At 31.0% G+C, this 24,979-nt stretch carries 29 protein-coding genes; 8 read left to right on the top strand and 21 right to left on the bottom strand.

Annotated features, from left to right (window positions below; all coding sequences use genetic code 11):
• Positions 1-7: 7 nt before the first annotated feature.
• The 6 genes from QML81_RS04930 to QML81_RS04905 form a co-directional block, all read right to left on the bottom strand.
• The gene (locus QML81_RS04930; RefSeq protein ID WP_281950303.1) at positions 8-550 is read right to left on the bottom strand and encodes a hypothetical protein; all 543 of its coding nucleotides are present in this window, start codon (positions 548-550) and stop codon (positions 8-10) included.
• On the bottom strand, positions 525-1,103 hold the full coding sequence (gene maf, locus QML81_RS04925; protein WP_281950302.1) for a septum formation inhibitor Maf: 579 nt from the start codon (positions 1,101-1,103) through the stop codon (positions 525-527). The genes QML81_RS04930 and maf overlap by 26 nt, the downstream gene beginning before the upstream one ends.
• Positions 1,096-1,521 carry an adenosylmethionine decarboxylase gene (gene speD, locus QML81_RS04920; RefSeq protein ID WP_281950301.1) on the bottom strand — a complete coding sequence of 142 codons (426 nt, stop codon included), beginning with the start codon at positions 1,519-1,521 and terminating at the stop codon, positions 1,096-1,098. Before speD ends, maf begins: the two co-directional genes overlap by 8 nt.
• Positions 1,522-1,530: 9 nt before the next feature.
• Entirely contained in the window at positions 1,531-2,001 is a 471-nt protein-coding gene (locus QML81_RS04915; RefSeq protein WP_281950300.1) for a hypothetical protein, read from the bottom strand.
• The gene (gene alaS, locus QML81_RS04910; RefSeq protein ID WP_281950299.1) at positions 2,001-4,556 is read right to left on the bottom strand and encodes an alanine--tRNA ligase; all 2,556 of its coding nucleotides are present in this window, start codon (positions 4,554-4,556) and stop codon (positions 2,001-2,003) included. The genes QML81_RS04915 and alaS overlap by 1 nt, the downstream gene beginning before the upstream one ends.
• Before the next feature lie 368 nt (positions 4,557-4,924).
• Positions 4,925-6,679, bottom strand: coding sequence for a peptidoglycan D,D-transpeptidase FtsI family protein (locus QML81_RS04905; RefSeq protein WP_281950298.1), 1,755 nt, complete (start codon positions 6,677-6,679; stop codon positions 4,925-4,927).
• 116 nt (positions 6,680-6,795) lie between these two features.
• Between QML81_RS04905 and QML81_RS04900 the strand changes: the two genes are divergently transcribed.
• The gene (locus QML81_RS04900; RefSeq protein ID WP_281950297.1) at positions 6,796-7,953 is read left to right on the top strand and encodes an FtsW/RodA/SpoVE family cell cycle protein; all 1,158 of its coding nucleotides are present in this window, start codon (positions 6,796-6,798) and stop codon (positions 7,951-7,953) included.
• 222 nt (positions 7,954-8,175) lie between these two features.
• On the top strand, positions 8,176-9,189 hold the full coding sequence (locus QML81_RS04895) for a UDP-N-acetylglucosamine--N-acetylmuramyl-(pentapeptide) pyrophosphoryl-undecaprenol N-acetylglucosamine transferase (protein ID WP_281950296.1): 1,014 nt from the start codon (positions 8,176-8,178) through the stop codon (positions 9,187-9,189).
• On the opposite strand, the gene QML81_RS04890 is transcribed toward QML81_RS04895, so the two are convergent.
• Both QML81_RS04890 and panC read right to left on the bottom strand, forming a co-directional pair.
• A complete protein-coding gene (locus tag QML81_RS04890) occupies positions 9,179-10,168 on the bottom strand; it encodes a GGDEF domain-containing protein (protein ID WP_281950295.1) in 990 nt (329 codons plus the stop codon). The genes QML81_RS04895 and QML81_RS04890 overlap by 11 nt on opposite strands.
• Before the next feature lie 8 nt (positions 10,169-10,176).
• Complete coding sequence (panC, locus tag QML81_RS04885; RefSeq protein ID WP_281950294.1) at positions 10,177-10,998, bottom strand: pantoate--beta-alanine ligase; 822 nt, start codon at positions 10,996-10,998, stop codon at positions 10,177-10,179.
• 101 nt (positions 10,999-11,099) lie between these two features.
• Between panC and prfB the strand changes: the two genes are divergently transcribed.
• The 6 genes from prfB to QML81_RS04855 all read left to right on the top strand — a co-directional run bounded on the left by prfB (position 11,100) and on the right by QML81_RS04855 (position 15,981).
• On the top strand, positions 11,100-12,212 hold the full coding sequence (gene prfB, locus QML81_RS04880; RefSeq protein WP_281950293.1) for a peptide chain release factor 2: 1,113 nt from the start codon (positions 11,100-11,102) through the stop codon (positions 12,210-12,212).
• Positions 12,202-12,591, top strand: coding sequence for a PAS domain S-box protein (locus tag QML81_RS04875; RefSeq protein ID WP_281950292.1), 390 nt, complete (start codon positions 12,202-12,204; stop codon positions 12,589-12,591). The genes prfB and QML81_RS04875 overlap by 11 nt, the downstream gene beginning before the upstream one ends.
• Positions 12,592-12,989: 398 nt before the next feature.
• Entirely contained in the window at positions 12,990-13,922 is a 933-nt protein-coding gene (locus tag QML81_RS04870; protein ID WP_281950291.1) for a hypothetical protein, read from the top strand.
• An 87-nt stretch (positions 13,923-14,009) separates the two neighbouring features.
• Complete coding sequence (locus QML81_RS04865; protein WP_281950290.1) at positions 14,010-14,444, top strand: hemerythrin domain-containing protein; 435 nt, start codon at positions 14,010-14,012, stop codon at positions 14,442-14,444.
• A 15-nt stretch (positions 14,445-14,459) separates the two neighbouring features.
• Complete coding sequence (locus QML81_RS04860) at positions 14,460-14,717, top strand: hypothetical protein (protein WP_281950289.1); 258 nt, start codon at positions 14,460-14,462, stop codon at positions 14,715-14,717.
• The gene (locus tag QML81_RS04855; protein ID WP_281950288.1) at positions 14,710-15,981 is read left to right on the top strand and encodes a hypothetical protein; all 1,272 of its coding nucleotides are present in this window, start codon (positions 14,710-14,712) and stop codon (positions 15,979-15,981) included. The genes QML81_RS04860 and QML81_RS04855 overlap by 8 nt, the downstream gene beginning before the upstream one ends.
• Positions 15,982-16,115: 134 nt before the next feature.
• On the opposite strand, the gene QML81_RS04850 is transcribed toward QML81_RS04855, so the two are convergent.
• The 13 genes from QML81_RS04850 to QML81_RS04790 form a co-directional block, all read right to left on the bottom strand.
• Positions 16,116-16,670 carry a glycoside hydrolase family 108 protein gene (locus QML81_RS04850; protein ID WP_281950287.1) on the bottom strand — a complete coding sequence of 185 codons (555 nt, stop codon included), beginning with the start codon at positions 16,668-16,670 and terminating at the stop codon, positions 16,116-16,118.
• A 3-nt stretch (positions 16,671-16,673) separates the two neighbouring features.
• Complete coding sequence (locus QML81_RS04845) at positions 16,674-16,985, bottom strand: hemolysin XhlA family protein (protein ID WP_281950286.1); 312 nt, start codon at positions 16,983-16,985, stop codon at positions 16,674-16,676.
• Positions 16,985-17,410 carry a hypothetical protein gene (locus QML81_RS04840; RefSeq protein WP_281950285.1) on the bottom strand — a complete coding sequence of 142 codons (426 nt, stop codon included), beginning with the start codon at positions 17,408-17,410 and terminating at the stop codon, positions 16,985-16,987. The genes QML81_RS04845 and QML81_RS04840 overlap by 1 nt, the downstream gene beginning before the upstream one ends.
• Complete coding sequence (locus QML81_RS04835; protein WP_281950284.1) at positions 17,410-17,763, bottom strand: hypothetical protein; 354 nt, start codon at positions 17,761-17,763, stop codon at positions 17,410-17,412. Before QML81_RS04835 ends, QML81_RS04840 begins: the two co-directional genes overlap by 1 nt.
• 1 nt (position 17,764) lies before the next feature.
• On the bottom strand, positions 17,765-18,238 hold the full coding sequence (locus QML81_RS04830) for a DUF4376 domain-containing protein (protein ID WP_281950283.1): 474 nt from the start codon (positions 18,236-18,238) through the stop codon (positions 17,765-17,767).
• The gene (locus tag QML81_RS04825; RefSeq protein ID WP_281950282.1) at positions 18,238-18,708 is read right to left on the bottom strand and encodes a hypothetical protein; all 471 of its coding nucleotides are present in this window, start codon (positions 18,706-18,708) and stop codon (positions 18,238-18,240) included. Before QML81_RS04825 ends, QML81_RS04830 begins: the two co-directional genes overlap by 1 nt.
• A 1-nt stretch (position 18,709) precedes the next feature.
• Positions 18,710-19,204: a hypothetical protein gene (locus QML81_RS04820; protein ID WP_281950281.1), complete on the bottom strand. Its 495-nt coding sequence runs from the start codon at positions 19,202-19,204 to the stop codon at positions 18,710-18,712.
• A gap of 11 nt (positions 19,205-19,215) precedes the next feature.
• Positions 19,216-20,100: a hypothetical protein gene (locus QML81_RS04815; protein WP_281950280.1), complete on the bottom strand. Its 885-nt coding sequence runs from the start codon at positions 20,098-20,100 to the stop codon at positions 19,216-19,218.
• On the bottom strand, positions 20,097-23,234 hold the full coding sequence (locus QML81_RS04810; protein WP_281950279.1) for a hypothetical protein: 3,138 nt from the start codon (positions 23,232-23,234) through the stop codon (positions 20,097-20,099). The genes QML81_RS04815 and QML81_RS04810 overlap by 4 nt, the downstream gene beginning before the upstream one ends.
• A gap of 15 nt (positions 23,235-23,249) precedes the next feature.
• Entirely contained in the window at positions 23,250-23,453 is a 204-nt protein-coding gene (locus QML81_RS04805; protein WP_281950278.1) for a hypothetical protein, read from the bottom strand.
• A 95-nt stretch (positions 23,454-23,548) separates the two neighbouring features.
• A complete protein-coding gene (locus QML81_RS04800; RefSeq protein ID WP_281950277.1) occupies positions 23,549-23,860 on the bottom strand; it encodes a hypothetical protein in 312 nt (103 codons plus the stop codon).
• Positions 23,861-23,869: 9 nt separating this feature from the next.
• The gene (locus QML81_RS04795) at positions 23,870-24,772 is read right to left on the bottom strand and encodes a hypothetical protein (protein WP_281950276.1); all 903 of its coding nucleotides are present in this window, start codon (positions 24,770-24,772) and stop codon (positions 23,870-23,872) included.
• Positions 24,772-24,975, bottom strand: coding sequence for a hypothetical protein (locus QML81_RS04790; protein WP_281950275.1), 204 nt, complete (start codon positions 24,973-24,975; stop codon positions 24,772-24,774). Before QML81_RS04790 ends, QML81_RS04795 begins: the two co-directional genes overlap by 1 nt.
• Positions 24,976-24,979 lie beyond the last annotated feature (4 nt).

The following is a 24,979-nucleotide window of genomic DNA, read 5'->3' as shown; positions in this document are numbered from 1 at the left end:
TATACACCTATTTTATATAAGACAAAATTTTATCAACAATTTTTTTATATCCCAAATCTATATCTTTTTTATATATTTTGATCTCCTCTTTTAATAAAGGATAGTAATCTTTTAAATAAAATCCTACTATCTGCAAAAGATTTTTTTGATTTGAATCTATTTTTGCTCTTTCAAAATCTAAAGCCCAAATCTTTTGAAAATCTTTTGATATTATCATATGATGATATCTACCAAGCTGGGAGTGATATACTCTTTTTTTATCCAGATAATATGAAAGTTTCAAAGATAGTAATATGGAGGCTTTTTTATTGAGTTTGAGAGACTCTTTGAAATTGTATCCTTTTATATAATCCATTAAAAAGAAATCTTTTGATTTTTCATAAACTTTTGGAGAATAGTGACCATCTAAAAATTTTAAAATTTGATACTCTTTTGCAATAAAATCTACATCTAATCTTTTATTTTTTTTCATTATATAAACTTGGTTTTCAACTTCTACAAGAAATATCTCTCCTCTATATCCTTCAAATATTTTTCTTAATATCTTCATTAAGCTCAATTAAAGGTAAAAGTTTCTCTATTGTTAAACCCCTTGCACAACTCTCAAAGCCTTTTACACTTTTTATATATTTTTTACAAAATCCTTCAACCATACATGCCCCAGCTTTACCCTTCCATTCACCACTTTCTATATAATTTTGCAAATCTTTTTCATCAAATTTTGAAAAATGATAATATGTTGCACTTAAATCTAAATATTCTAAATTTTTCGACTTAAATGCTGTGCAGGTTAAAATTGAGACAATATTTTCGCTTTGAAGTTTTAAAATTTCAAGTGCCTCTTTTTCATCTTTTGCTTTTCTTAATATCTTTTCATTTACACTTACAACTGTATCTGCAACAACTATTGGAATATCTAATCCATACTTATCTATTGCAGCTTGTAGCTTTCCTTTTGTTGCATGATAAACAAAACTTCTTGGATGTTTATATTTTTCAATCAATATATCTTCATCAAAATGGATATCACTTTGAATAAACTCTATTTTTGACTCTTTTAATATTTTTGCTCTTGTTTCACTTGAACTTGCAAGCCTAACCATTTTTAGTTATACCTCTATCACAGCTGCTCTCTATACAGCTTCCACCAGGTTTATGTCTAAGGTCTGGAATATTTAATACTCCTCTTAAAACAGTCTCTACTGTTGCATTTTGTGTTTTAAACACTTTTTTTAAATATTCATGAGCTTTCATAGGATCTACATGATCACCACAAGTAAAAACATCAACAGCAGCAAAACCATACTCTGGCCATGTATGTATTGTAAGATGAGACTCACTAATAATTACTACTCCACTTACACCATATGGTTCAAATCTATGAAAAGAACTGCCTATTACTGTTGCTCCTGCAATTTCAGCAGCTTTTATTAAAGCTTCTTCAACTTTTTTTACATCATTTATTGCATTCTCATCGCATCTATAATATTCAGCTAAAAGATGTTTTCCAAGTGATTTCATTTTTTTCCTTTAAAATCCTCTAAGTACTAATCCAAAAAATAGTGCCATAACTCCCAGAAAAATATTGATAGGTAACATATATTTTGCTACAGGAGATAGTATCTCTTTTGCTCTTTTAATATCTGCACCTAAAAAAGCGCTTTGAGCTTTAAATCTAAGATATACCATTAAAGCATAATTAAGTGTCATAACAAGCCAAATAGCCTCTTTCACATGAACTATCATACTAAGTTTTGTATGGCCACTAAATCCAAAAGAAAATGAAAGCATTAAGCCAGTTGCCAAAATTATTATTATAAATGGAAAAACTAAAGCAAAAAGCCTTCCTGTTATTTCAAGAGTTCTAGCAATTTTCATGCTAGCATCATCTATATTTTGAAGAGCTGGATGAACAGCAAATCTTATTGCTATCATCCCTCCTATCCAAATAATTGCACCTAATACATGAAAAAAAATAATATATAAAAGATAATTTTCCATTATTTTAAGATCCTTTTAACATAATCTATAGCCTCTTTTTTTGCCTCATCTATTTTAGATGGATCTTTTCCGCCAGCTTGTGCAAAATCTGGCCTTCCTCCACCTCCTCCTCCAACTATTGGAGCAACTGCTTTTACCCACTCTCCAGCTTTTATATCAATTCCCTTTACTCCAGATGCAATTAAAACTTTATCACCTTTTTTTTGAAACAGCATCACAGCCACATTTTCATTTGCATTTTTAATATCATCAATAATTTTTTTAATATCACCACTTTCTATCTCATCAATTATAATTTTCTTTCCTGATATCTCATAACTTTTTAACTCTTTTTGGCTAACTTTGCTTGCAGCTTTAACTTCCTCTTTTAATTTTTTAACTTCCTCTTTTAATTTTTTAATTCCTTGAAAAATATCTTGAGCTTTTAACTCTTCTTTTGCTTTTTGCAAACTCTCTCTCCAAGATTTTGCTAGTTTCAAAGCACTCATACCACATACTGCTTCTATTCTTCTTACACCACTACTAACACCACTCTCTTTTGTAATAAAAAAACTTCCTATTTCAGAGCTGTTTTTAACATGTGTTCCACCACACAATTCAATACTTGCATCTCCAAACTCTACAACTCTAACCCTTTCTCCATATTTTTCACCAAAAAGAGCCATAGCTCCTTTTTCTTTTGCCTTTTGAAGACTCATCTCTTCAACTTTAGCTTCAATTCCTTGTGCAATTATCTCATTTACATAATTTTCTATTCTTTTAATCTCTTCGGAAGTCAATGCTTTTGGATGAGAAAAGTCAAACCTTAAACGATTTGCTTCTACTAAACTTCCTTGTTGTGTTACATGCTCTCCTAAAATTTTTCTAAGAGCCGCATGTAGAAGATGTGTTGCAGAGTGATGTTTTGCTATCTCTCTTCTTGATTTATCTACTATTGCTTTTATTGATTCATCAACTCTTATACTCTTTACTGCATGAACAAGACTCATATTTAAATTAAAAAACTTTTTAGTATCTAATACATCTGCTAATTTTCCATCTTCATATAAATATATCTCTCCTTTATCTCCAACTTGACCACCACTTTCTGCATAAAATGGGGTCTCTTCAAGTAAAACCCACCCTTTTTCGCCAGCTTTTAATGTATCAGTTTTTTTGAAATTTTCATCCAATATTGCCATAATAATTGTATTTGATTTTAATTTCTCATACCCAACAAACTCATTTTTTAATCCTAAAATCTCTTTAAAATCACCACTTAAAGCTGTATCTCCACTACCTTTCCATGCAGCCTTTGCTCTCTCTCTTTGCTCTTTCATTAACCTTTCAAATTCATCTTTATCAAGTTTTAACCCTTTTTCTCTTAGCATATCTTCTGTTAAATCAAGAGGAAATCCATATGTATCATATAGTTTAAAAGCAACCTTGCCGCTAAAGATTTTTGAACTCTTTTTGAGTTCTTCTTCAAAAATCTTCATTCCAGCTTCAATAGTTTGATAAAATCTCTCCTCTTCAGCTCTTATCTGCTCTTTAACTACATTAATTTTCTCATTTAAATATTCATAGTGAGAGCCCATTAATTTTACAACCTCATCAGCAAGCTTATACATAAAAGGCTCTTTCAATCCAAGCAGATATCCATGCCTTACGCCACGTCTTAAGATTCTTCTTAGAACATACCCTCTTCCCTCATTACTAAACATAACTCCTTGTGAAAGAAGAAAAGTAACAGCTCTTATATGATCTGCTATTACTCTAAAACTAGCTCCCTCTTCATAGATATATTTTTTATTTGCAAGTTCACTAATAGCTTCAATAATAGGCATAAAAAGCGAGCTATCATAGTTACTAAAAACTCCCTCTTTAATTGCAGTAATTCTCTCTAATCCCATTCCTGTATCAATACTTGGTTTTGGCAAAGGAAGAAGCTCTCCTGCCTCATTTCTCTCATACTGCATAAATACAAGATTCCAAATCTCTAAAAATCTATCCCCATCTCCTCCTAAATAATCCTCACTTCCTTTAAAATGCTCTTCTCCCTGATCATAAAAAATCTCACTACAAGGACCACAAGGACCTGTATCTCCCATTTGCCAAAAATTATCTTTATCACCAAATTTTTTTATTCTATCTTTACTTATATGTTTTTGCCAGATTTCATACGCTTCATCATCGCTCTCATGTACAGTAACCCATAATCTTTCAATAGGTAATTCCAATACTTTTGTAACAAAATCCCATGCATATTTAATCGCTTCTTCTTTAAAATAGTCTCCAAAACTAAAATTACCAAGCATTTCAAAAAAAGTGTGATGTCTTGCTGTATAACCCACATTTTCAAGGTCATTATGCTTTCCACCTGCTCTAATACATGTTTGACAACTTGTAGCTTTTTTTACTTCTGCAGGAATTTCTCCAGTAAATATTTTTTTAAATGGAACCATTCCAGCATTTGTAAAAAGCAGTGTTGGATCTTCTGGAACAAGCGGAGCACTTGGATAAACTTTGTGATTTAATGATTTAAAATAGTTTAAAAATTCGCTTCTAATATCCATAAATTCCTCTTAATATTTTTTTGCTAATTTTAACATAAATGAGATTAGACATTGGTCATTGGACATTAGTCATTAGTCATTAGGAATTGGGAATTAGCCACTTCCTTTATCCCCTTCTACCTTCTCCCTTCAACCTTCACCCTCAAATTTAACCGAAAATCTTCATTCACTTTGCTCATTTGATTTTCTTCAAGGTAAACCAACCTCTCGTATGTTCGTCACGAAAAACCTTGTTTTTCGGACTCACATATACTCAAGGCTTTCGCTCGGGCACAGACAACAAGCAGTTGTTGTCTTAAAGCTTCGCTTTGCCCTCGCTCACTTACCCCCTTATCTCCTATTCCACTATCCCGTTATACCTCTTTATACTATTCCTCAGTTACTGGTACCAAATATCCTTGATCTATTAAAATATTTACTATCTCTTTAAAAACTGGGACGGCAGTTTGGGCGGCAAAATAATGAACTTTTGGTTTTATAACAGTAACTCCAATTGTATATCTATTCTTTTTATCATTTGCAAAACCAAAAAAGGAACTATTATAGCTTCTAACATATTTTTTATGTTCAACTATATGGGCAGTACCAGTCTTTCCACCTACAGTTATACCATCAATTTGTGCAGCAGTACCTGTTCCTTTTTCAACAACTTTTATAAGAATTTTTTGCATTCTTGCAGCAGTTGCAACAGAGATAACTCTTTTTGGTTTATAAAAAGGCAATGCAAACTGCTTTCCATTTTCCAAAGATAGATAGTTTGCTATTCTTGGGGTTACCTCTTTACCATTATTATTAAAAACATTATATGCTTTTAATAGTTGCATAAAGGTAGCTCTCATTCCATATCCATATCCAACTGTGGCTTTATATATCTCACTTCTAAATTTAACTAAAGGAGGAATATATCCTGTATGCTCATATGGCAGATCAATACCTGTTTTTTTTGAAAAACCAAAATCTTTTAATCCTTGATAAAATTGAATATGAGATAATTTTTGAGCAAGTTGAGCAATACCAATATTACTTGAATAAACTATAACATTTTCAGCACTCATCCACTCTTCTTTATGCTCATCTGTTATGATTTTTTTACCAAGTTTAAATCTTCCATTATATGTTCTAACAATATCATATGGAGATACTAAATGATTTTCTAAAAGAAGAGAAAATGTTATAGGCTTCATAACCGATCCGGGCTCAAAACTATACTCTATAACTGAAGCATTTAATGATTCATAATCTTTTTTTCTTATATTTTTTGGATCAAATCTATTTGAACTAGCAAGAGCTAAAATTTTACCGCTTCTACTTTCCATAACAGCAGCAATGATCTCTTTTGCTTTTAGTTTTTGTTTAAATTCATCAAGAATATTTTCTATATTTTTTTGAAGCAAAATAGGAATATTTAGATTTATATTGTATCCATCAATTCTTGCTTTTATAATTGCATCTTTATTTAAAATAATATTATTTCCTATATCTCTATAACCTTTAATCAATCCATCTTGAATAGGCCTTAATTTTTCTTCATAAAATTTTTCAATACCTTTTACACCTTTTATATTTGTATATCCATTATCCTCAAATTTTTTAACATATCCTATAACTGGAGTTAAAAGATCTTTATATGGATATATTCTACTTTCTCCACTTTCTGTAATTGAAAGGCCCTGCTTTATAACTCTGCCATTTACTTCATACTCTTTAAAGACATCCATTAGATAAAGTTTTTTTGCAAGTTCTCTAAGAAGATTTGCCTGCTTTGGATTCATTTTATAAGATAAAACAACATTGCCTCTTTTCTTTTTTAAAGCTCTTTTTACTCTTTTCTCACTTATTCCACTATAAATTGAAAAAAGTTTTATAAAAAGTTCTTTTTTATTTGGGTCTATACATCTGGTATTTACAGAAATTTTATAAAGCTTTTTACTTGAAGCTGCATGAAAACCATCTTTAGTTATTATAGAGCCTCTTATCGCTCTATTTTTCTCACTTATAATAAGAGATGGAAGTTTTCTATCATCTATAACTATCTTAAAAATAGCAAGCAAAAAAATCAAAAAGCCGATTATTAAAAGAAAAAAAAGTAAGGCAATTTTATATAGCTTATTTTGAGTATTCATATTTCTTAATCATTTTTTTTGTTAATAGTGGATAAAATAATACTCTTAAAGCTATAAAAATTCACTTAAGGGTAGTTTTATACTATTTTATAGTACTCCTAATTAGAAAGTAGATAATGGTTGATAGAACTATTTTTATTCTTGCATCAATCCTAATAACTATAAGTATCATATGCTCTTATAGTTTTTCAACTTATACGGTTTTATTGTATGGATATGATGAGTTTCATTTTTTAATAAGACAGTTAATATCTGGGATTGGTGCTATTTTATTAATGTGGGGGATATCAAGTCTAGATCCTCAAAAATGGACAAAGATACTTGGAATTTCAATATTTATAATATTTTTTATCTTAATGATATCAATGTATTTTATGCCATCTACCTTAGTTACAAGTGCTGGTGGAGCAAAAAGATGGATAAGACTTCCTGGCTTTTCTTTAGCTCCTGTTGAGTTTTTCAAAGTAGGCTTTGTTTTTTTTCTTGCATGGAGTTTTTCAAGAAAATTTGCAAAGGTAGAAAAGAAAAATCTTTTAGAAGAGATTAAACTTATTTTTCCATATATAATTGTATTTTTATTTGTAGTTGTTTTAATTGCTGTTTTTCAAAATGATCTTGGACAGGTTATGGTACTTGGTTTGACTCTTAGTTTTATGCTCTTTTTTGCAGGTAGAAGCTTTAAACTATTTTTAACTCTTATTGGCTCAGCACTTATAATATTTATTCTTTTTATATTTACTTCACCACATAGAATAAATAGAATTCTTTCTTGGTGGGCCAATGCCCAAAATTATATATTAAATTTTCTGCCTCAAACTATAGCTGAAAAATTAAGAGTTGAAGATGCTCCTGAACCTTATCAAATAACCCATTCATTAAATGCAATACATCATGGAGGAATTTTTGGTACAGGTTTGGCTGAGGGAAAATTAAAACTTGGATTTTTAAGCGAAGTTCATACTGACTTTGTTTTAGCTGGAATTGCTGAAGAGTTTGGATATATTGGAATATTTACTATAACGATTATAATCGCACTTATAATTCATAGGATTTTTAAAATAGCAAATAGAAGCAAAGATCATCTTGATTATCTTTTTTGCATTGGAGTTGCTTTACTTCTTGGTTTTTCATTTTTGATAAATGCATATGGAATTAGTGGATTGACTCCTATTAAAGGTATTGCTGTTCCTTTTTTAAGCTATGGAGGAAGTGCAATGCTAGCAAATGGAGTCGCATTAGGAATGGTTTTAATGATAAGTAAAAAGATAAAATAATTGGATTATTAGACATTTGACATTAGAGATTGGTAATTGGTATATTGGTTATTAGTTATTGGTAAAAAGCTATGAAGGTGTGAAGCGGAAAAGTTGTGAAGCAGCGAAGGAATGAAGGGTTTAGTAATAGTGAATAGTGTTAGTAAAATAACTTACACTAACACTAATTCCCAATTCCTAATTCCTAATATCTCATGTCCAATATCCAAATAAAGGAAGGTTTTGAATATTGTAATTACTGGTGGTGGGACTGGTGGACATTTATCAATAGTAAAAGCATTAAAAGAGGAATTTAATAAAAAAAATATCAAACCAATCTATATTGGCTCAACTCATGGTCAGGATATAGATTGGTTTGAAAATGATGATGGATTTAGTCAAAAATATTTTTTAGAAAGTTCTGGAGTAGTAAATAAAAAAGGGATAAAAAAGATAAAATCTCTTTTTAATATTTTAAATCTATCAATGAAATGCAAAAAAATCTTTCAAGAAAAGGATATAAAAGCGATTATTAGTGTTGGTGGATATTCTGCTGCTCCTGCAAGTTTTGCAGCAACTTTTTCCAATAGAGCTCTTTTTATTCATGAGCAAAATGCAGTTTATGGTAGATTAAATAAAATTTTATCTCCTTTTTCAAAAAGAGTATTTTGCTCATTTTTACCTCCTTATGACCCATATCCAGTTTCAGATATATTTTTTGATACCAAAAGAGTTAGAGAAAATATAAAAACAGTAATCTTTCTAGGAGGAAGCCAAGGAGCAAAAGAGATAAATGATATTGCATTAAAAATAGCACCTAAATTGCATGAAAGAGGGATAAATATTATTCATCAAACTGGAAAAAAAGATTTTGTAAGAGTTAAAAAAGAGTATGAAAAACTAAAAATTGATGCAGATATTTTTGATTTTGATAAAAATATTTTTCAAAAAATGCAAAAAGCAGATTTTGCAGTAGCAAGAGCAGGTGCTAGTACATTGTGGGAACTTGCATCAAATCTTTTGCCAACAATATTTATTCCTTACCCATATGCAGCAAATAACCATCAATTTTTTAATGCAAAATTCCTTGAAAAACAAAATTGTGCATTTTTATATGATAGAGATAAAGATTACAGCCAGATACTTGATGTTATAGAAAAACAAGATATATCAAAAATAAGTAAAAATCTTGAAAAAATAGTTAAAAAAGATGGAGCAAAAAAGATTGTAGAAGAGATATTAGATTCTATAAAATAAAAACTCGGTTTTTACCACTTTTTTTAGCTTGATACATTGCTTCATCTGCTCTTTTTAAAAGTTCATTTATATCTTCACCCTTTTGATAACTTGTTATTCCAAAACTTGCGGTATAAGAAACAATTGTATCTTCCAGTTTAATATTATGATTTTCTATCACTTTTCTTATTCTTTGGGCAATATTTTTTGCATCTTCAATATTTACATTTGGTAAAATTATTGCAAACTCTTCGCCTCCAAGTCTAAAAGCTTTTGTATCTTTTCTTATAAAACTATTTAAAATTTCACCTATCTCTTTTAAAACCTCATCTCCAACTGTATGACCATAAGTATCATTTATTTTTTTAAAATCATCAATATCTAAATATATTATAGAAAAAGGGATAATATCTTTTATTTTTTCAACTTCTTCATTAAAAGCTCTTCTATTGAAAAGACCTGTTAATGGATCAATATATGATAATTTTTTATATTCATGAAACTTATCTTCTAAGCTATTTAAAATATATCTATTTTCATATAGTTTCTTTTTCAGCTTTTTATTCTCTTCTTCTAAAATTTTTATCTGATTTTTCAAATCATCAATCATCTTTATATCTTTTTTTTCTAATGCTTTTTTACTATCTTCCATAAATTGACTATGCTTATTGATATTGGTATCAATTAAAGTTATTATATTTTCAGACTCATTAACAATATTTTTTAACTCTTTTGAAACCTCTTTTGCATCATAATCATTAAATATTGCAGGCTTTTCCTTTATATACTCTTCATAAAGCAAAAAAAGATTTTGATCTGTTAAAAGATGCATATCATCAACTGAATTACATATAACAAAAAACCAATCCTCATAATTTTTTGGAGTTAAAGCAATATTGTTTTTAGCCATAAAAGTTAAAGTTTTTTTAGCTATTTCTGAAACTTTTATATTCTCTTCTTTTTGAGGAACTTTAATATTTAAAACTTTCTTACAATCCATAATTTTTCCTAAATCCATATATTATCAATAAGTCTTGTAGTTCCAACTTTTGCCGCAACTAAAATAATTGTATAATCTATTTCTATTTTATCTAATTTATCAAAATTTCTATTAACTATTTCAACATATTCTACATCTAATGGTTTTAAAATATTCAGCATTTCACTTTTAATATCTTGTACGTTCATAACTCCTTGCATGATTAATTTTGCAGCTCTTTTTAATGATTTTGAAATCAAAAGAGCCTTTTGCCTCTCTTCATCATTTAGATAAACATTTCTACTACTCATAGCTAGACCATCTTTTTCTCTAATAATATCACATTCAACAATATTTACATCCATATAAAAATTATTAACCATTTTTTTTATCAAATATAGCTGTTGGGCATCTTTTTTCCCAAAATATGCATTTGTTGGATTAACAATATTTAAAAGCTTATTTACAATCTGCAAAACACCATCAAAATGGCCTGGTCTATTAAATCCTTCCAAAATATAACCTTTTATATTTGGTGCTTTTATTAAAACTTCATCTTTATCATATATATCATCAATATTTGGAGTAAAAAGAAAATCAACCTTAGCAAGCTCGCATAATTTAATATCAGCTTCAAGTTTCCTTGGATATTTATTAAAATCTTCGCCAGGCAAAAATTGAGTAGGATTTACAAATATTGACACAACTACAACATCATTTTCATCCCTTGCTTTTTTAATTAATGATAAATGTCCTTCATGTAAAGCCCCCATTGTAGGAACAAAGCCAATAGAGCCTTTTACATTTTTAAGCTCTTTTTTTAATTCAATAGGATGTTGAACAATTCTCAAAAAAGCTCCTTATATATTTTATTAATTAACAATTTAACTTTCTTAACCATTTACTTAATATAGTATAATTTCACTAAAATTTTAACTAAAAAGGAACTATTTTGGATAGTTACGAATATAGCGAACTTCTAAAAAAACTTGAAAAAAAGATTGAAAACATTAAAAGTATAATAAAACCTGATAATTTAGAAAAAAGGTTAAAAGAGATTGAAGAACTGGAAAATTCTCCTTCTTTTTGGAATGATGCAAAAAAAGCTGGCGAAATTCAAAAAGAGAAAAATAAAATTACTAGAATTTTAGAAAAATATAAAGAGGCAAAAAGCTCAGTAGAAGACTCTAAAGAGCTTTTTGAAATGGCAAGTGAAGAAGAGGATAGTGAAACTTTAAATATGCTTTTTGAAGAGGCTGAAGAGCTTGAAAATAGAGTAAATAAAATTGAAATTGAAACAATGTTAAGCGGCGAAAATGATGATAAAAATGCCATTATTTCTATACATCCTGGAGCTGGTGGGACTGAGAGTCAAGATTGGGCAAGTATTTTATATAGAATGTATCTAAGATGGGCAGAACGTCACGGATATAAAGTTGAACTATTAGATTATCAAGAGGGAGAAGAAGCTGGGATAAAAGATGTTAGTTTTATTATAAAAGGTGAAAATGCTTATGGATATTTAAAAGTAGAAAATGGAATTCATAGACTTGTTAGAATTAGCCCTTTTGATTCAAATGCAAGAAGGCATACCTCTTTTGCCTCAGTTATGGTTAGTCCAGAGGTTGATGATGATATTGATATTGTTATAGAGGATAAAGATATAAGAGTTGATACATACAGAGCAAGTGGGGCTGGGGGCCAGCATGTAAACAAAACAGATTCAGCCATAAGAATTACGCATATCCCAACAGGAATAGTAGTTCAGTGTCAAAATGATAGAAGCCAGCATAAAAATAGAGCAACTGCAATGAAAATGTTAAAAAGTAGGCTATATGAACTTGAACTAGAAAAGAAAAAAGCTGAACAAGAGGGAATACAAAAGAGTGAAATTGGCTGGGGACATCAAATAAGAAGTTATGTTTTAGCTCCATATCAACAAGTAAAAGATAATAGAAGCCAAAAAGCTTATTCAAATGTAGAAGCAATACTTGATGGAGATATAGATAAAATTATTGAGGATGTTTTAATTGCTGAAGCGGAAAAGGAAAAAAGTGAAAAATAGCATAAAATATATTAAAGTAGTTCTTGATGAAAATGGAAATATTGTTGATTTCTTTTCAAATTTAGATAATACAAAATACAAAAAAGAGGAAGTTATCGGAAAAAATTGGTTTGATATATTTATAGACCCAATTAATAAAGAAAAAATTTTTAAAGTTTTTAAAGAGATAATATCAGGTAATGAAAAAGATTATGAAACATATAATAATGATATTAAATGTAAAGATGGTACACACAAATTTATAGATTTTTATAATAAATTAATCATAAAAGATGGAAAAAAATATACATTTTCAGTTGGAATGGAACATAAAGATTATGATAAGGATCTTCTATATCATTTAGCCCATACATTTTTTTACTCTTCCCTATTTTGCTAATCAATAAAATTGAACATATACAACATATTAATTTATCAAAATTTGATAAATTTCATCTATTTTCTCTTTTTTTATTTAAAAATAGCTATTTTAAGATTATTTTTATTAACACATATGTAATATGAACATTATAAGAAAAACTTTTAAATGATTTTTCTTATAATATAATTTTTAATTATAATTAATATAAGGAGAAAAAATGGCACCATCTGAATTATTAGGAATGGTATATGGAGCTTTAATGGCAGTTTCTGCAGTGACTTGGATAGGTTTTAATATCAAAAAATAAAATGGCAACATTTGTTGCCTTTTAATCTTCGTAATCAAAAATAATCTACTAAATTCAATATTTACTACAAAAATGATAAAATAATCAAAAAACTTTTTAAAGGTGATATTTGGCTAAAATTTTTTATTTATTTTTAACAATCTCTTTTTTATTTGCTGATATATCTTTTGAAAAACTTAAATGCCAAGTTATTAAACCTGGTGGGTCTACTATTGTAGATAAAAATCATCTCTGCTTAGTAATTGATAAATCAAAAAATTTTATATATTGGGTAAAAATTAAAGCATTACCATTTATTACAGGAGATCCTTACATAAATACTCATTTTAGCAATAATCCTAGGTCTATTAACTACGTAGGTTGTGATACATATGAAAATTTTGAAAAATCAGATACATGTAAAATGTGCAAAGAAAGCTTTTGGGATACAGAAATCAAAGTTGGACAAGAATTATGGTATCTTGTTGTTGGAAATGATCATAGCGATTTTTGCTACATAAATGGTGGAGCACCATTACAAGTTGAAACATATATAGTTAAAAAACATGATGATGCAGGTTCCAAAAGAGATTCTAGTTTTAAAAATCCAGTCATTATAAATGTAAATAGAATTTATCATGGAATGAGTGCAGGTGATGAAGATTGGTATTTAATAAATTTACCAACTGATAAAGTTATAAAATTTTTTATAAAATATACAAAAGGTCCTTCTGGAAATAGAAAACTAAAATATAGAATTATACCTGAAGACCCAGTAGCAAATCTTCCAATATATTGTACAGATGATCATAAAACTATTAAAGCCCAATATGGCGGGGGTTCTAAAGCATGGTATTCTATATTTTTTCCAGATGTAGGTGAAAGTGCTTATTGCTACTTAAAATTTAAAAAAGAAAAAAATCATTCAAATACTAAACTTATCTATTTTATTGTTGAACCACCTCTTCAATATCCACCCCCAGATGAAGAGGGTAAACCAAAAGACTCATATAAACTGCCAGAATATGAATTCTCTTTTGAAATTATAAATGACCAAAAATAGATAGATTATAAAAAAACATTTTGACTTTTATCATTATCTATTTTTTAAAATAAGATAAAATTACATAAAAAATATTGAGGAGATTGTATGGCAATTAAAGATTTTATGACCAATGACCATAGAGAGTGCGACAACCTTTATGCTCCTTTAGAGGAAGCTTTAAATGAAGGTGATTTTGATAAAGCACTTGAACTTTTTATACCTTTTAAAAATGCAATGCTTAAACATTTTGCTATGGAAGAAGAGGTTTTGTTTCCTAAAATGGAAGAGTTTGTAGGATCTGGTGAAGGACCAATTTATGTAATGAAAATGGAGCATGCACAAATTAAAAGCATAATAGATCAGCTTGGTGAAGCTATTGAAAATAAAAACCAAGATAAAGCTTTAGGTTTAGGTGAGACTTTTATGATTATGACTCAACAGCATAATATGAAAGAGGAGCAGATTTTATACAATATGGCAGAGCAGTTACCATTTGATAAAGAAAATATTTTAGAAGAGATGAAAAAAGTTAAAATTTAGCAAATAGGAGAAAAAATGGAAGAGATTTTGGTTGATACCAAAGATTTAGAGGCTCCAGCTCCTATGCAACTTGTTCTTTCAGCTCTTCAAAATGTTATAGAAGGCCAGAGTTATATTCATCAAATCCATAGAATGAGTCCAGATATTTTATTGAATAAACTATCAAATATGGGATATGAGTATATTATAAAAAAAGATAAAGATGAATATCACATATATATCTTTTTCCCAAAAGATAAACAGAAAGTTTTGGAGAAGATAGATAATGTTTAAAGGATTATCTCTTGATCAAGCTCCGCCTCTTGAGGCACCTCTTCGTTTTTTCCTAACAGCTCCAATATTTGCAATTATAGCTGGGGTTTTTATATTTTTTACTCAAAATTTTTCTATTTTTTACTCTTTGCAAACTGTTGCTATTATTCATCTTTTTACTATTGGTTTTATGAGTATGGTCATGATTGGAGCACTTCAGCAGATGCTTCCTGTTTTAGTTGGTGTTAGATTTCCAAAACCTATACTTTTTTCAAAAATTATACATATTAGCCTTTTAATTGCTATAATACTTTTTTTTACTGGATTTTATTTCGAAAAAAATCAGTTTCTGCTTTTTTCTATACCTTTTTTTATAATATCTTTGGGTATTTTTTCGATAATAACTCTATATAAACTATTTACTGCTTCATTTAGCAACCATACAGTTAATGCAATGAGAGCATCATTAATATTTTTAATTATAACACTACTTTTAGGCTTTCATATTCTTTTTTCTATAGGAACTTCGCATATAAAAGAGAGTTTTTATTCATTCTTAAATGCTCATGCAATTGCTGCTTTTTTTGGTTGGGTTGGACTTTTGATAATAGGTGTTTCATATCAAGTTATTCCAATGTTTTATGTTACAAAAGAGTTCAACGCGAATTTAAAAAGAATTTTAAATTTTTCAATACTCTTTTTTATAATTTTTTCAATATTTTCGCTTTTTATAAAATATAAATATGCAATTATATTTCTTCTTATAGCCTTTGCTTTATTTGGTTTTATCTCTTTTTATCATTTAATAAATAGAAAAAGAAAAATTTCAGATATAACTATAAAATATTGGTACCTATCCTCAATATCTTTGATTATTGGAACAATTTTGTTACTGCTAGATATTTTTTATTATTCATTTAATTTAACATGGATAAGTGGAGTATTTTTAGGTTTTGGTTTTGCTATAAGTCTCATAAATGGAATGCTTTATAAAATTATTCCTTTCCTTGCATGGTTTCATTTAAGCTCAAAAGGATTTTTTGATATTCCTACTATGAAAGAGATGATTGATGATAGATATGAAAAAATTCAATTTTTATTTCATTTTATAGCTTTTATCTGTTTGATTTTAATCCCATTTATAAATATTGAAAAGATTTTATCGATATTTATTATAATTTCTAATCTCTTTCTTTTTTTAAATCTTTTAAAAGCAGCAAAAATATATTTTGAATATAAAAATAGACCAAGTCCAATAGAGAAATTTAATATTAAAAGCAGTTAAAAACTGGCGCGCCCGAGAGGATTCGAACCTCTGGCCTACAGAACCGCAACTTGAAATAAAGCCCTAAAATACTGAAACTTAAACGAAGGTGTCAGCAGACATTTTTGATTTTTTACTGACAGTAATTGAAAAAATCACACTGCTTTTGCTCTATTTACCCACCCTTTTTCATACTTTGCAAATTTTGGATTTTTATTGATAAGCTCTTTATAGTATTTTATTTCTTCAAAATCATATCCAGCATCAAACAAATCTTTATCATACTCATTCAAAGCTTTCAAAGTTTTTGGTCCCACTATTCCATCAGCTTTAACTCCAACTAACTCTTGAGCCTTTTTGATAGCATTTTCAATTCCAACATTTACTCCAAATACAAAAATCTCCTCAGCTTTTTTTTGGCTTTTTACATCGTAAAGCTTCGCTCTGTTCCAGTACTTCATCCTATATATATTTTTTACTTCTTGCATAGCAGTTATATTGTTGCACAAAAGCCTTGAGAGTTTTTTCGGATCTTTTTCTATCTCTTGATATTTTTCAAGCTCTTTCCATATTTTGCTATTTGGATGCGCATTTTGGTATATCCCCATGAATGTCCAGCCCTGCTCTCCTTCATTCCAGTGCAATGCATCTGAGCAATCTTTGAACTCTAGATGTTTCAATACTTCAAAAGCATGATTAAAATCAGCCATTGATTACCCCGCTATAGTTTTTATAACATAAAACATTATCCCAATGAAACCTGTTAAAAGTGATCCTATTATAGTCCTTACTACCCATCTAACATTATCTTCTAATTTATCAGTTCTTTTATGTACTCTTTTAAAACTCTCGCTTACTTCCCTGTCCATGCTTTCAATTTTTTGTCTCATTAGTTGTGTATCAGTATGAAGCTTTAACATTTCTTTTAATGTCTGTGATATTTCTTCCAATGCTCTTTTCATTTCATTTTGTGTGCTTGCCATAATTGCAAGCTCTTTTTCTATTTTTAAAATTCTCTCTTCCATTAATCGCCTTTTTCAATAAACTTACTTACTTTTTCAACACCTCTGCTGCCAAAATATGCTACAGTAACAGTAACTACTATAGTTTCAAGCATAGGTATATAAGCAGGATTTATATGAAAATTTCCAAGATTTCCGTCAAGCAGCATCACAATAGTAAATAGAAAATATGTCCATATGACGATTGACGGCCTAACCAATCTTGTTATGGCATGTTCGTTATCGCTTTTCCATCTCTCAGTTATTTGCTTATCATATTCTAGAGCCTGCCTTCCAAGCTCAAGATTCATTTCACTTTTTACCTTGTCAAGCAATACTTGAGCTTTTAATCTCTCCTCGTCTGAAGTAAAAAGCTTATCTAAAGCATTTCCTACACTATCAATAACTTTATCAACTGCTCCGCTGAATATTTCGCTCACCCAATTCATCACACTTTCCTTATGACATTCTCTAAATCTTCGCTATCTTTTGTTATCTCCCAAATATAGCTTCTTTTACAATGTTCTTTTCCAAAGATAAAGTTTATAAATCTCATAAACATACAGGCATATTTATTTTTCTTGTATGCGCACAAATAGTATGTAAACGAGCTAATAGTCCAGTTTTCCTGTTCATACAGAATAGAACCACCTGCCTGATCAAACCCTATTGAAGCTGTAAATATGTAATCCTTTATGCTGTGTCCTAGTATTGCTTTTCTAATAATATTCAAAACAAAAGCTACAGGTGTTAGAACTACAACAAGAATATATGCAATAAGAAATAATACAAATTCTTTCATATCACCACCTTATAGCCTCAACTTCTTCTTTGGTAGTACAAGCATCTACTTGCTGTTTCAATTGTACTTTCTTAGCGAACAATTGCTGTCCTCTTGTTAATATAGCTTGTGCCAAGCCTTTCAAATCATCTAAAGTTACATGTACAGGGTTATTATCAATGTCAAGCCAGTCAGTTTCAAATCCCGCAGGAGCAGATACAATAACTTTTGAGAGAATATCTTGAGACTTTTCATCGGATTGAAAAATATAATCTGAACCACCAACGTTGTATGCAATAGGTTCTTGAATAGCTTGATTGTAGGCCGATTCTATTTCTTGTTTTTTTCTCTTTTTAAAATCAATAAGCAAAGCATTTAAAAGCTCTTGAGGTTCTTGTCCTTTTGAATATTCTATAAAGCCGTCAGGAATCTTATATCCACTTCCAAAGCTTGCTCGTCCATTTTGGTTTATTTTATAAAAATGTTTTAATTTCATTATTTTCCTCCGAATATTGCTATAAAAAATCTGTTTTGATCTTGAAAACTTCCATCGCTCTTATAAGTAATTATTCCTACACCATCAGTTGTACCTGTACCATAAGTTGTTGAATTTTTGTTATCAACAACATTCCAAGATCCATTACCCGTTCCATTGTTTTGTCCACCACATATCACACAATAATTTGAATTGTTCATGGGAGTCTGAAATGCTAAATCATATTTGCCAGTACCAACCTTAGTAACTGAACTGATATTATACGAATCAATTATAGTTGCGTTGACTCCGTCAATTATAGCCCATGCTGTACATTGATTTTTAATAAAACTACCATCAGTTTTTACTATCTCGTCTATCCCAAGTTTTACAGGCTCTCCACCTCTGACTAAATCAGCATCTAAATCGCTTCCAGCACCGTCATTATCTTTAACCATATCTATAATGTATCTTTTATCACCACTAGCCATCTTATATCTCCTCTATCCCTAAGTTTCCATTTTCTACAAACAATCTATATCTCAACGGATTTCCATCTGCATCAGTTGAAGTTCTATCTTTCAAAACAATTCCCTCAGTTGTTGTTGCAAATTCAATATCTCCATCAACACTCCCTCCGTTTTGAAAATTTGATATTGTTGCCCAGCCGTTGCCTGTATAGACTCGCATCGCATTGTTAGTTGTATTGAAATACAAATCCCCAGTTAGCAAAGCGCTTCCATCGTTTCTTGTAGTAGGATCTGTATCTTTCGCTCCAAGATACATACGAATATATGCTTCATCTTTATTGCCAAGCCAATTGTTTACATCATCCTCAAGCAAATTTGCCTGGTCTGCAAAAGTGTTGAGCTCATCTGCAAGATTGTCTAAACTTGCAAGAAAATTATCCGCTCTTTGACGAAAATTTGCTTTGTCACTACTGCTTGGCGGTGTTGGTATGTCTGTTATCTTTTGCGTTATCGCCATCTATTCTCCTTCTAAATTAGTCCCTGTATATCAAGCGTGATCAATGTCTCTTTTGGTCCTTTTATCACTGTCTCAAACTTTTTGATAAACCCAAAAACATTGAGTGTCTCATACTCTTCGCCTATAAAAACAACAGGCAATCCGCGAATCTCCACAAGCTTTCGATATACAGAATCTATCCCGCTTGTCCATGCGAAAATATCTGCTTGAAGAGTTTTGACGTAGTTACCCTGCTGCAGATATGTTGCGCCTGTATTTGTGTCTGTAACAACTTTTGAGAAATCAAGAGCTGAAGCTCCAATATCATAAAGTGTTGCACCTATATTGTCCATCTGCCCAATAGCAAATATTCCTATTTGTGCATCATCTGAGCCATTATCAAGAACAAGATGAATCGATATATCCCTTGTAAGCGTTTTTCTCTCATAAAAATAGTTGCGCTTATAGTTGTCTATCCAGCTTCCAAAAAAATAGTCCTCCCAGTCAAGCGGATCTGGTATCAGACTCACGGATTCACTTTCAATCACCTCACCTGTTGCGTTATCTTTGATTTCAATTGTGAGATTAGTTCCTACGATATTTCCTACATATATTCCGCCTACATCGTATGCGCTCACTTCTATTTCAATAGTCCCGTTATTCGTAGTTGCTGTATTGAGATACTGGTCAAACATTCTCCATCTGTTCGTGGTCCCAAGCCATTGCCAATCGGCTGGATTGTCTAGCGGATATTTGTTTGTGTTTGAATCGGTCAAGGACTGATATTCTCCATGATTTTCAGTTACATATACAATATCGCCAGTATTATATGTTGTAGCGCTATCCCAAACTGGATATGCGCTATCTAGCACATTTGAGCTGTTTAGTGTGAAATCACCAGGTTTTAATATCTTCATGGCTCTAATCCTTGCTCAATCGCGGTCTGTTTTTTGAGCTCTTTCAAAATCGCATAGAAAAGTAGCTTCATCTCACTGTTTCCGTTTCTAATCTCATCTGCAAGTTTTTCGATATTTAATGATGTCGCATCATGCGCTTTGCCCATCATCATATCTATTCTGCCACTCAGTATTGCATATGTACCAGTTCTGCCTATCAAAGCCTCTTTGTATTTTTTCTCAGCTTCTGAGACCTTCATCAAAGCTTCGCCCAAAGCCTTCCATTGCTGAATCACTTGAGGCGTGAAGTTCTCTTTGACTGCTTTTTCGTATGCTTCCAGATAGTTATCGATAGTTACATTCGCGGCCTCTTTGCCAATTGTCCTTTGTATGAGTTTTAAATCTTCTTGTGCGAATTTTGCTTGTAGTTTTAAAGCTTCAAGCGTATTGCCTTTAAACTCTTGAAACCATGTAGCAAAAGATCGCTTTGATTTGATGTAGTCATTCACCACATCTGCAAAAGCTTCATATATCTTTTTATGGATAGATTTCGCATAGTCTGCCCAAACCCTATAGACTTCATTTAGCTTTTTACCATCTTCAGTCAATACTGTTTTGGTTGCAGTAACAGCGGTTGAATAAAAACTACCAAAGAGACCTTTAATAAAATTGTTGTTTAATTTAGGTGCAAGATTATCTATTTTTTTTCCAAAAGCTATTAAAAAATTAGGAATTTTTTTATAATAAGTATATGTAATAGTTTTTGTTAAATCCTCCAGCCCCATAACTTCTTTTAAAAAGCTTTTCACAACATTTTTAGATAAAAACTGCTCAATTGAGCTAAATCTACCGCCTCTAACTTTTAGTTCTTTATCAAAATCGCCCATCATCCAGAGAAGAGAATCAAATGTACCTATCACTCTTTTGATTGCATCGATTTCTCTCCTACCAAATCCTTTATAGCGCCATTCATCCCAACTTTTGCCATGACTAAACCAGCCCCCGCTTTTATGATAATGTGTTACTGCCCAATATCTACCGCTAGCGTAATCTTTAGTAGATTGCCCAATATCTACCCCGCTTTTTCGCCATTTTACTCTTGTTTTTCCTCCAAAAATACCGCCAATCACTGAGCCGAGTAAGCCACCAACAACTGAGCCTATGCCTGGAGCTATAAGAGTTCCTATAGCTGCACCGATTCCTCCGCCTATGCCCGCTTTTGTTTCCTTTCCAAAAAGCTTATCAAGCGCAGTCCCGCCAAGATAGCCAAGCAGCCCTGCACCCAAAGTCGCCCCTGCCATTCCTGCAGTACCATATATAGCAGGATTACCCCCAGCAAGAAGAGTTGAAAGTCCATATGCGCCTTGTGAAAGAGTACCGCCTACAAGTGGTATGCCCTGCATATATGTACCAATTTGAGCAACTCCCATGGCTGGAGCATATATCAAAGACTGCAATCCTCCAGTAAAAGCATTGTAAGCGGTTCTGCCATAAGATAGAAGGTTAATTGCACCGCTAAGATTTCCACCTGAAGCAAGATTTGCAATTTGCGAAAATGTATCCATAGATACATATTGCCCATTTGGCAAGATTGCATGATTGCCTTGCACATTTGCTCTACCAAGCCACTCAAGCATAGCCGAACCTGAAGCAAAAGATAAACCACCTGCAATTGTTCTCATATTCACAATCCCACCAGTAACCCCACTGCTAAAAAGATTGCTCAAAGATTTTGCAAAAGGGGTGATGATGTTGCTTAGCATATCATTCAATAGATTCTTCATAAAATCTTTAAATGAGTGAAACCTACCAGTCATAAAATCAAAAAAGTTTTGTTGCATTGAATTTGCCATGCTTACAGAAGCTTGAGACCATGCACTCGCTACTGATTTTGCAGAAGACTTGGCGGTATCTCCTATAGATTTAAATGTCATAACAATTTCGTGGTTGTTTTCATTCCACATATTTTTTGCTTTTTTTACTGATTCATTTTCTAAAACTGATTTGTTAAGTTTTTTCCATTTTTCTATCAACTCATCATATACAGTAATTTTTAATTTTGCTGTTTTTAAGTTATTTTTTTCCTCTTTAGTGTTTATCTCTATTTTTTCTTTCTCAATTGCTTTTAATTCATTGATTCTCTCTTGGGCTTTTAGTATTTTTTGTTGGATCTGATTCATCTCCGCATAAAAAGTTGGAGCTAAAAATGACTGATTTTTAGCCCTCTCTGCTAAAGATTTCAATTCTTGTTGCCATGCTTTTATCTTTTTTCTTATGTCATCGATTTCATTAATGTTTTTCAATTCTCTAAATTTAAGCATAAAATTATGTATCGATTCTGTAGCGTTATTAAAAGATTTAATAATATCTTTTATATCATCTTTCAAATTCTCAAAGATAGGTTTTGTAATTTCACCTGCAAGATTACTCCAGCTGTCCTCCATGTTTGACATCATGCCTTCCCAGCTGTTGCTAACTTCATTCCCTGCTTCTGCAAAATCTTTTAGTTTATCTCTTAAAAATTCATATAATCTGCCCTGCTCTTTAGCTTGTTTAATTTGTTCATTAGTTATACCTAAATTTGTAGCTACAACAGAGTTTAAATCTATTGTCCCACTAACAACAGATTTAAGCTCTTGCGCAAGCTGATTCATCGGTACTCCCATTGCCCCAGCTGCTTGAGTCATAAGTTTTGTGTATTCAACAGTCTGTTTTATATTCATGCCTGCTTTTAACGAAGGAGCAAGTGCAGCTTGAAATGCCTGTGTTAACTGCTCTAATGTGGCTGAAGTCTCAAGATTCGCTTTTTTAAGCATACTCATAATTTTTGAAGATTCTCTCATGGCAAGCTTAAATTTATTTGCCCCTTCTGCAGCTTTAGAATTTACAGAGATTAAAGAGGCAATTCCTATTTTCATTGTTTCAATAGATTTGTTATATTCAATGCCTTTTCTAACTAAATCACCTATTGTTTTATTAAGTACATACAAAGAAGATCCAGCAAGGGCAAAATTTTTCAAACTCTTATATAGCGATAAAAAAGCTTTGTCTGCAGATAATACAGAAGTATGCAAATTATCGAGTTCTTTTTTTACTACTGATACTTGTCCAGTCTTTGCATCCGCCTCAATAATTATGCGAAGTTTTTTTTCCATATCGTTTCAGCCTTTTTATTTTTGCTTTAGATTGCTTGCCCATATTTGCCCCATTTGAACCAAAAGAGGTGTATATTCGCTTGGCTCAAAACCATTCCACTTCAAATAATCTTTTATAGCCTCATATTTTTTCCCAACTACTCCCATCATTGTGTATTCATTAGGGAGCAGTTCAAATATTTCGGCTATTTTTCTATCTGCTTCAGATATTAGAAACACTATCTTGTTTTTTTCATTTTTTATCAGAGCTTTTTTCTCATCAATTGATAAGAATCGCTCTCCTATTCTTTTTGCAAGCTGCTCAGCCCAAAGTATTAGTCTTTGGGCTCGTTTTGCTTCCCCACTTCGTTTATCACCTCATTGACAAAATCTATAAGCTTGCCGCTTCTTTCAAGTATCTTTCTCACTTTTTCTTTAGTTTTTTTACCAAAGATTCCATCAAACTCTATACATTCCTCATAATATTTATCCATTGCTTTTAAAAGTTTTTTGGTATCTTCCTCGTCTTGCGCTTCCATGAACATTATGCTAATTTCAAGAGAAGGCGGATAAGCCTTATATTCAAATTTATCATCTCCTATTTCAATTTCGCCTGCAATAACTTTTTCATCTATATTTATTTTCACTCACACTCCTTATTTATATGTGATACTAAAATCATTGCTTGCTAAAAACTCTCTTGTTACCTCAAGTTCATCACTTCCGCCCTCGTTTATATTTGTATAACTGAGAGTAGGCGCACTAAAAATGAACTGATTACCAAGACCGTCAGTCAAAGTTACCTCAAGGCTTTTAATATTTCCATTCAAAAATTCGCTCCAGTAACCTAAATCAGCTCCAACTTTCTCTGTAATAGATACTTTTGCCGTAAAATCTGATCTATAGAATGTTTTGTCTCCAATAGCATAAATCTCATTGATTTTGTTGCCCATATCAAAATCTACATTTGTTACAGGTATTGTATTTCCGCTTAGTGTTACTGCCTGAGCAGCAGTTACAACAAATATATTATTACTATCAAGACTCACAGATGGATTTGCCTCTTCTACTGGAGTATCACTATATCCTTGAATATCAAATTGAGCCTTTGCAGGTGCTCCTACTTCAAAATTAAACTTTAGATTTGCACTCACACCTGTAAAATGGCGCTTAATGCCATCAAGGTACCACACCACCTCACCTGTTGCTAACTCATCAGAATTCGGAATGTATTTGTAGGCATCATCTGTTCCATCGTTATCTGTATCAGCTGCACTTCCAGTTAATCCTGCCATTTTAAATAGCTCATCAAGTTTTGGAATATTTGTTCCGCCACCATTGCTTTTTAAAAATGCACCAATAGTTCCACTTACTGCCAAGTAATCACCATCTATCCAAGTTTTAGTTGTCCCCATTTGCCCGTCAAACTGCTTATACTCACCCGTTTTTGTAGTAAAGCTCGGGCTAAATGGATCATTAATGTCAATAACGTTTGCAGTTGTAGGCGTTGTGCCGACAGCTGCTAATATAACACTGTTTTTTACAAGTCTTTTTGCCATTACTTAGCTCCTCTTCTGCTCTTCTTAGAGCTAATAAAATCAATGTTTTCTACTCCATCAAATATCTTTTTATGTTTTTCAAAAATAACAACTTTATCGAATCCTCGAATATCATCTTTTTTGAAAAACTTAATATTTGCTCTTACAACCATTTCATCAGCGGACGCTTGATATTGCCCGCTGAAATCAATGACTTTTTTCATGGAT

It is taken from the genome of Nitrosophilus kaiyonis (genome assembly GCF_027943725.1).
Taxonomy (GTDB): Bacteria; Campylobacterota; Campylobacteria; order Campylobacterales; family Nitratiruptoraceae; genus Nitrosophilus_A; species Nitrosophilus_A kaiyonis.
Note: the sequence above shows the minus strand (reverse complement) of the source record. Positions and strands in the feature narration are given on the sequence as shown.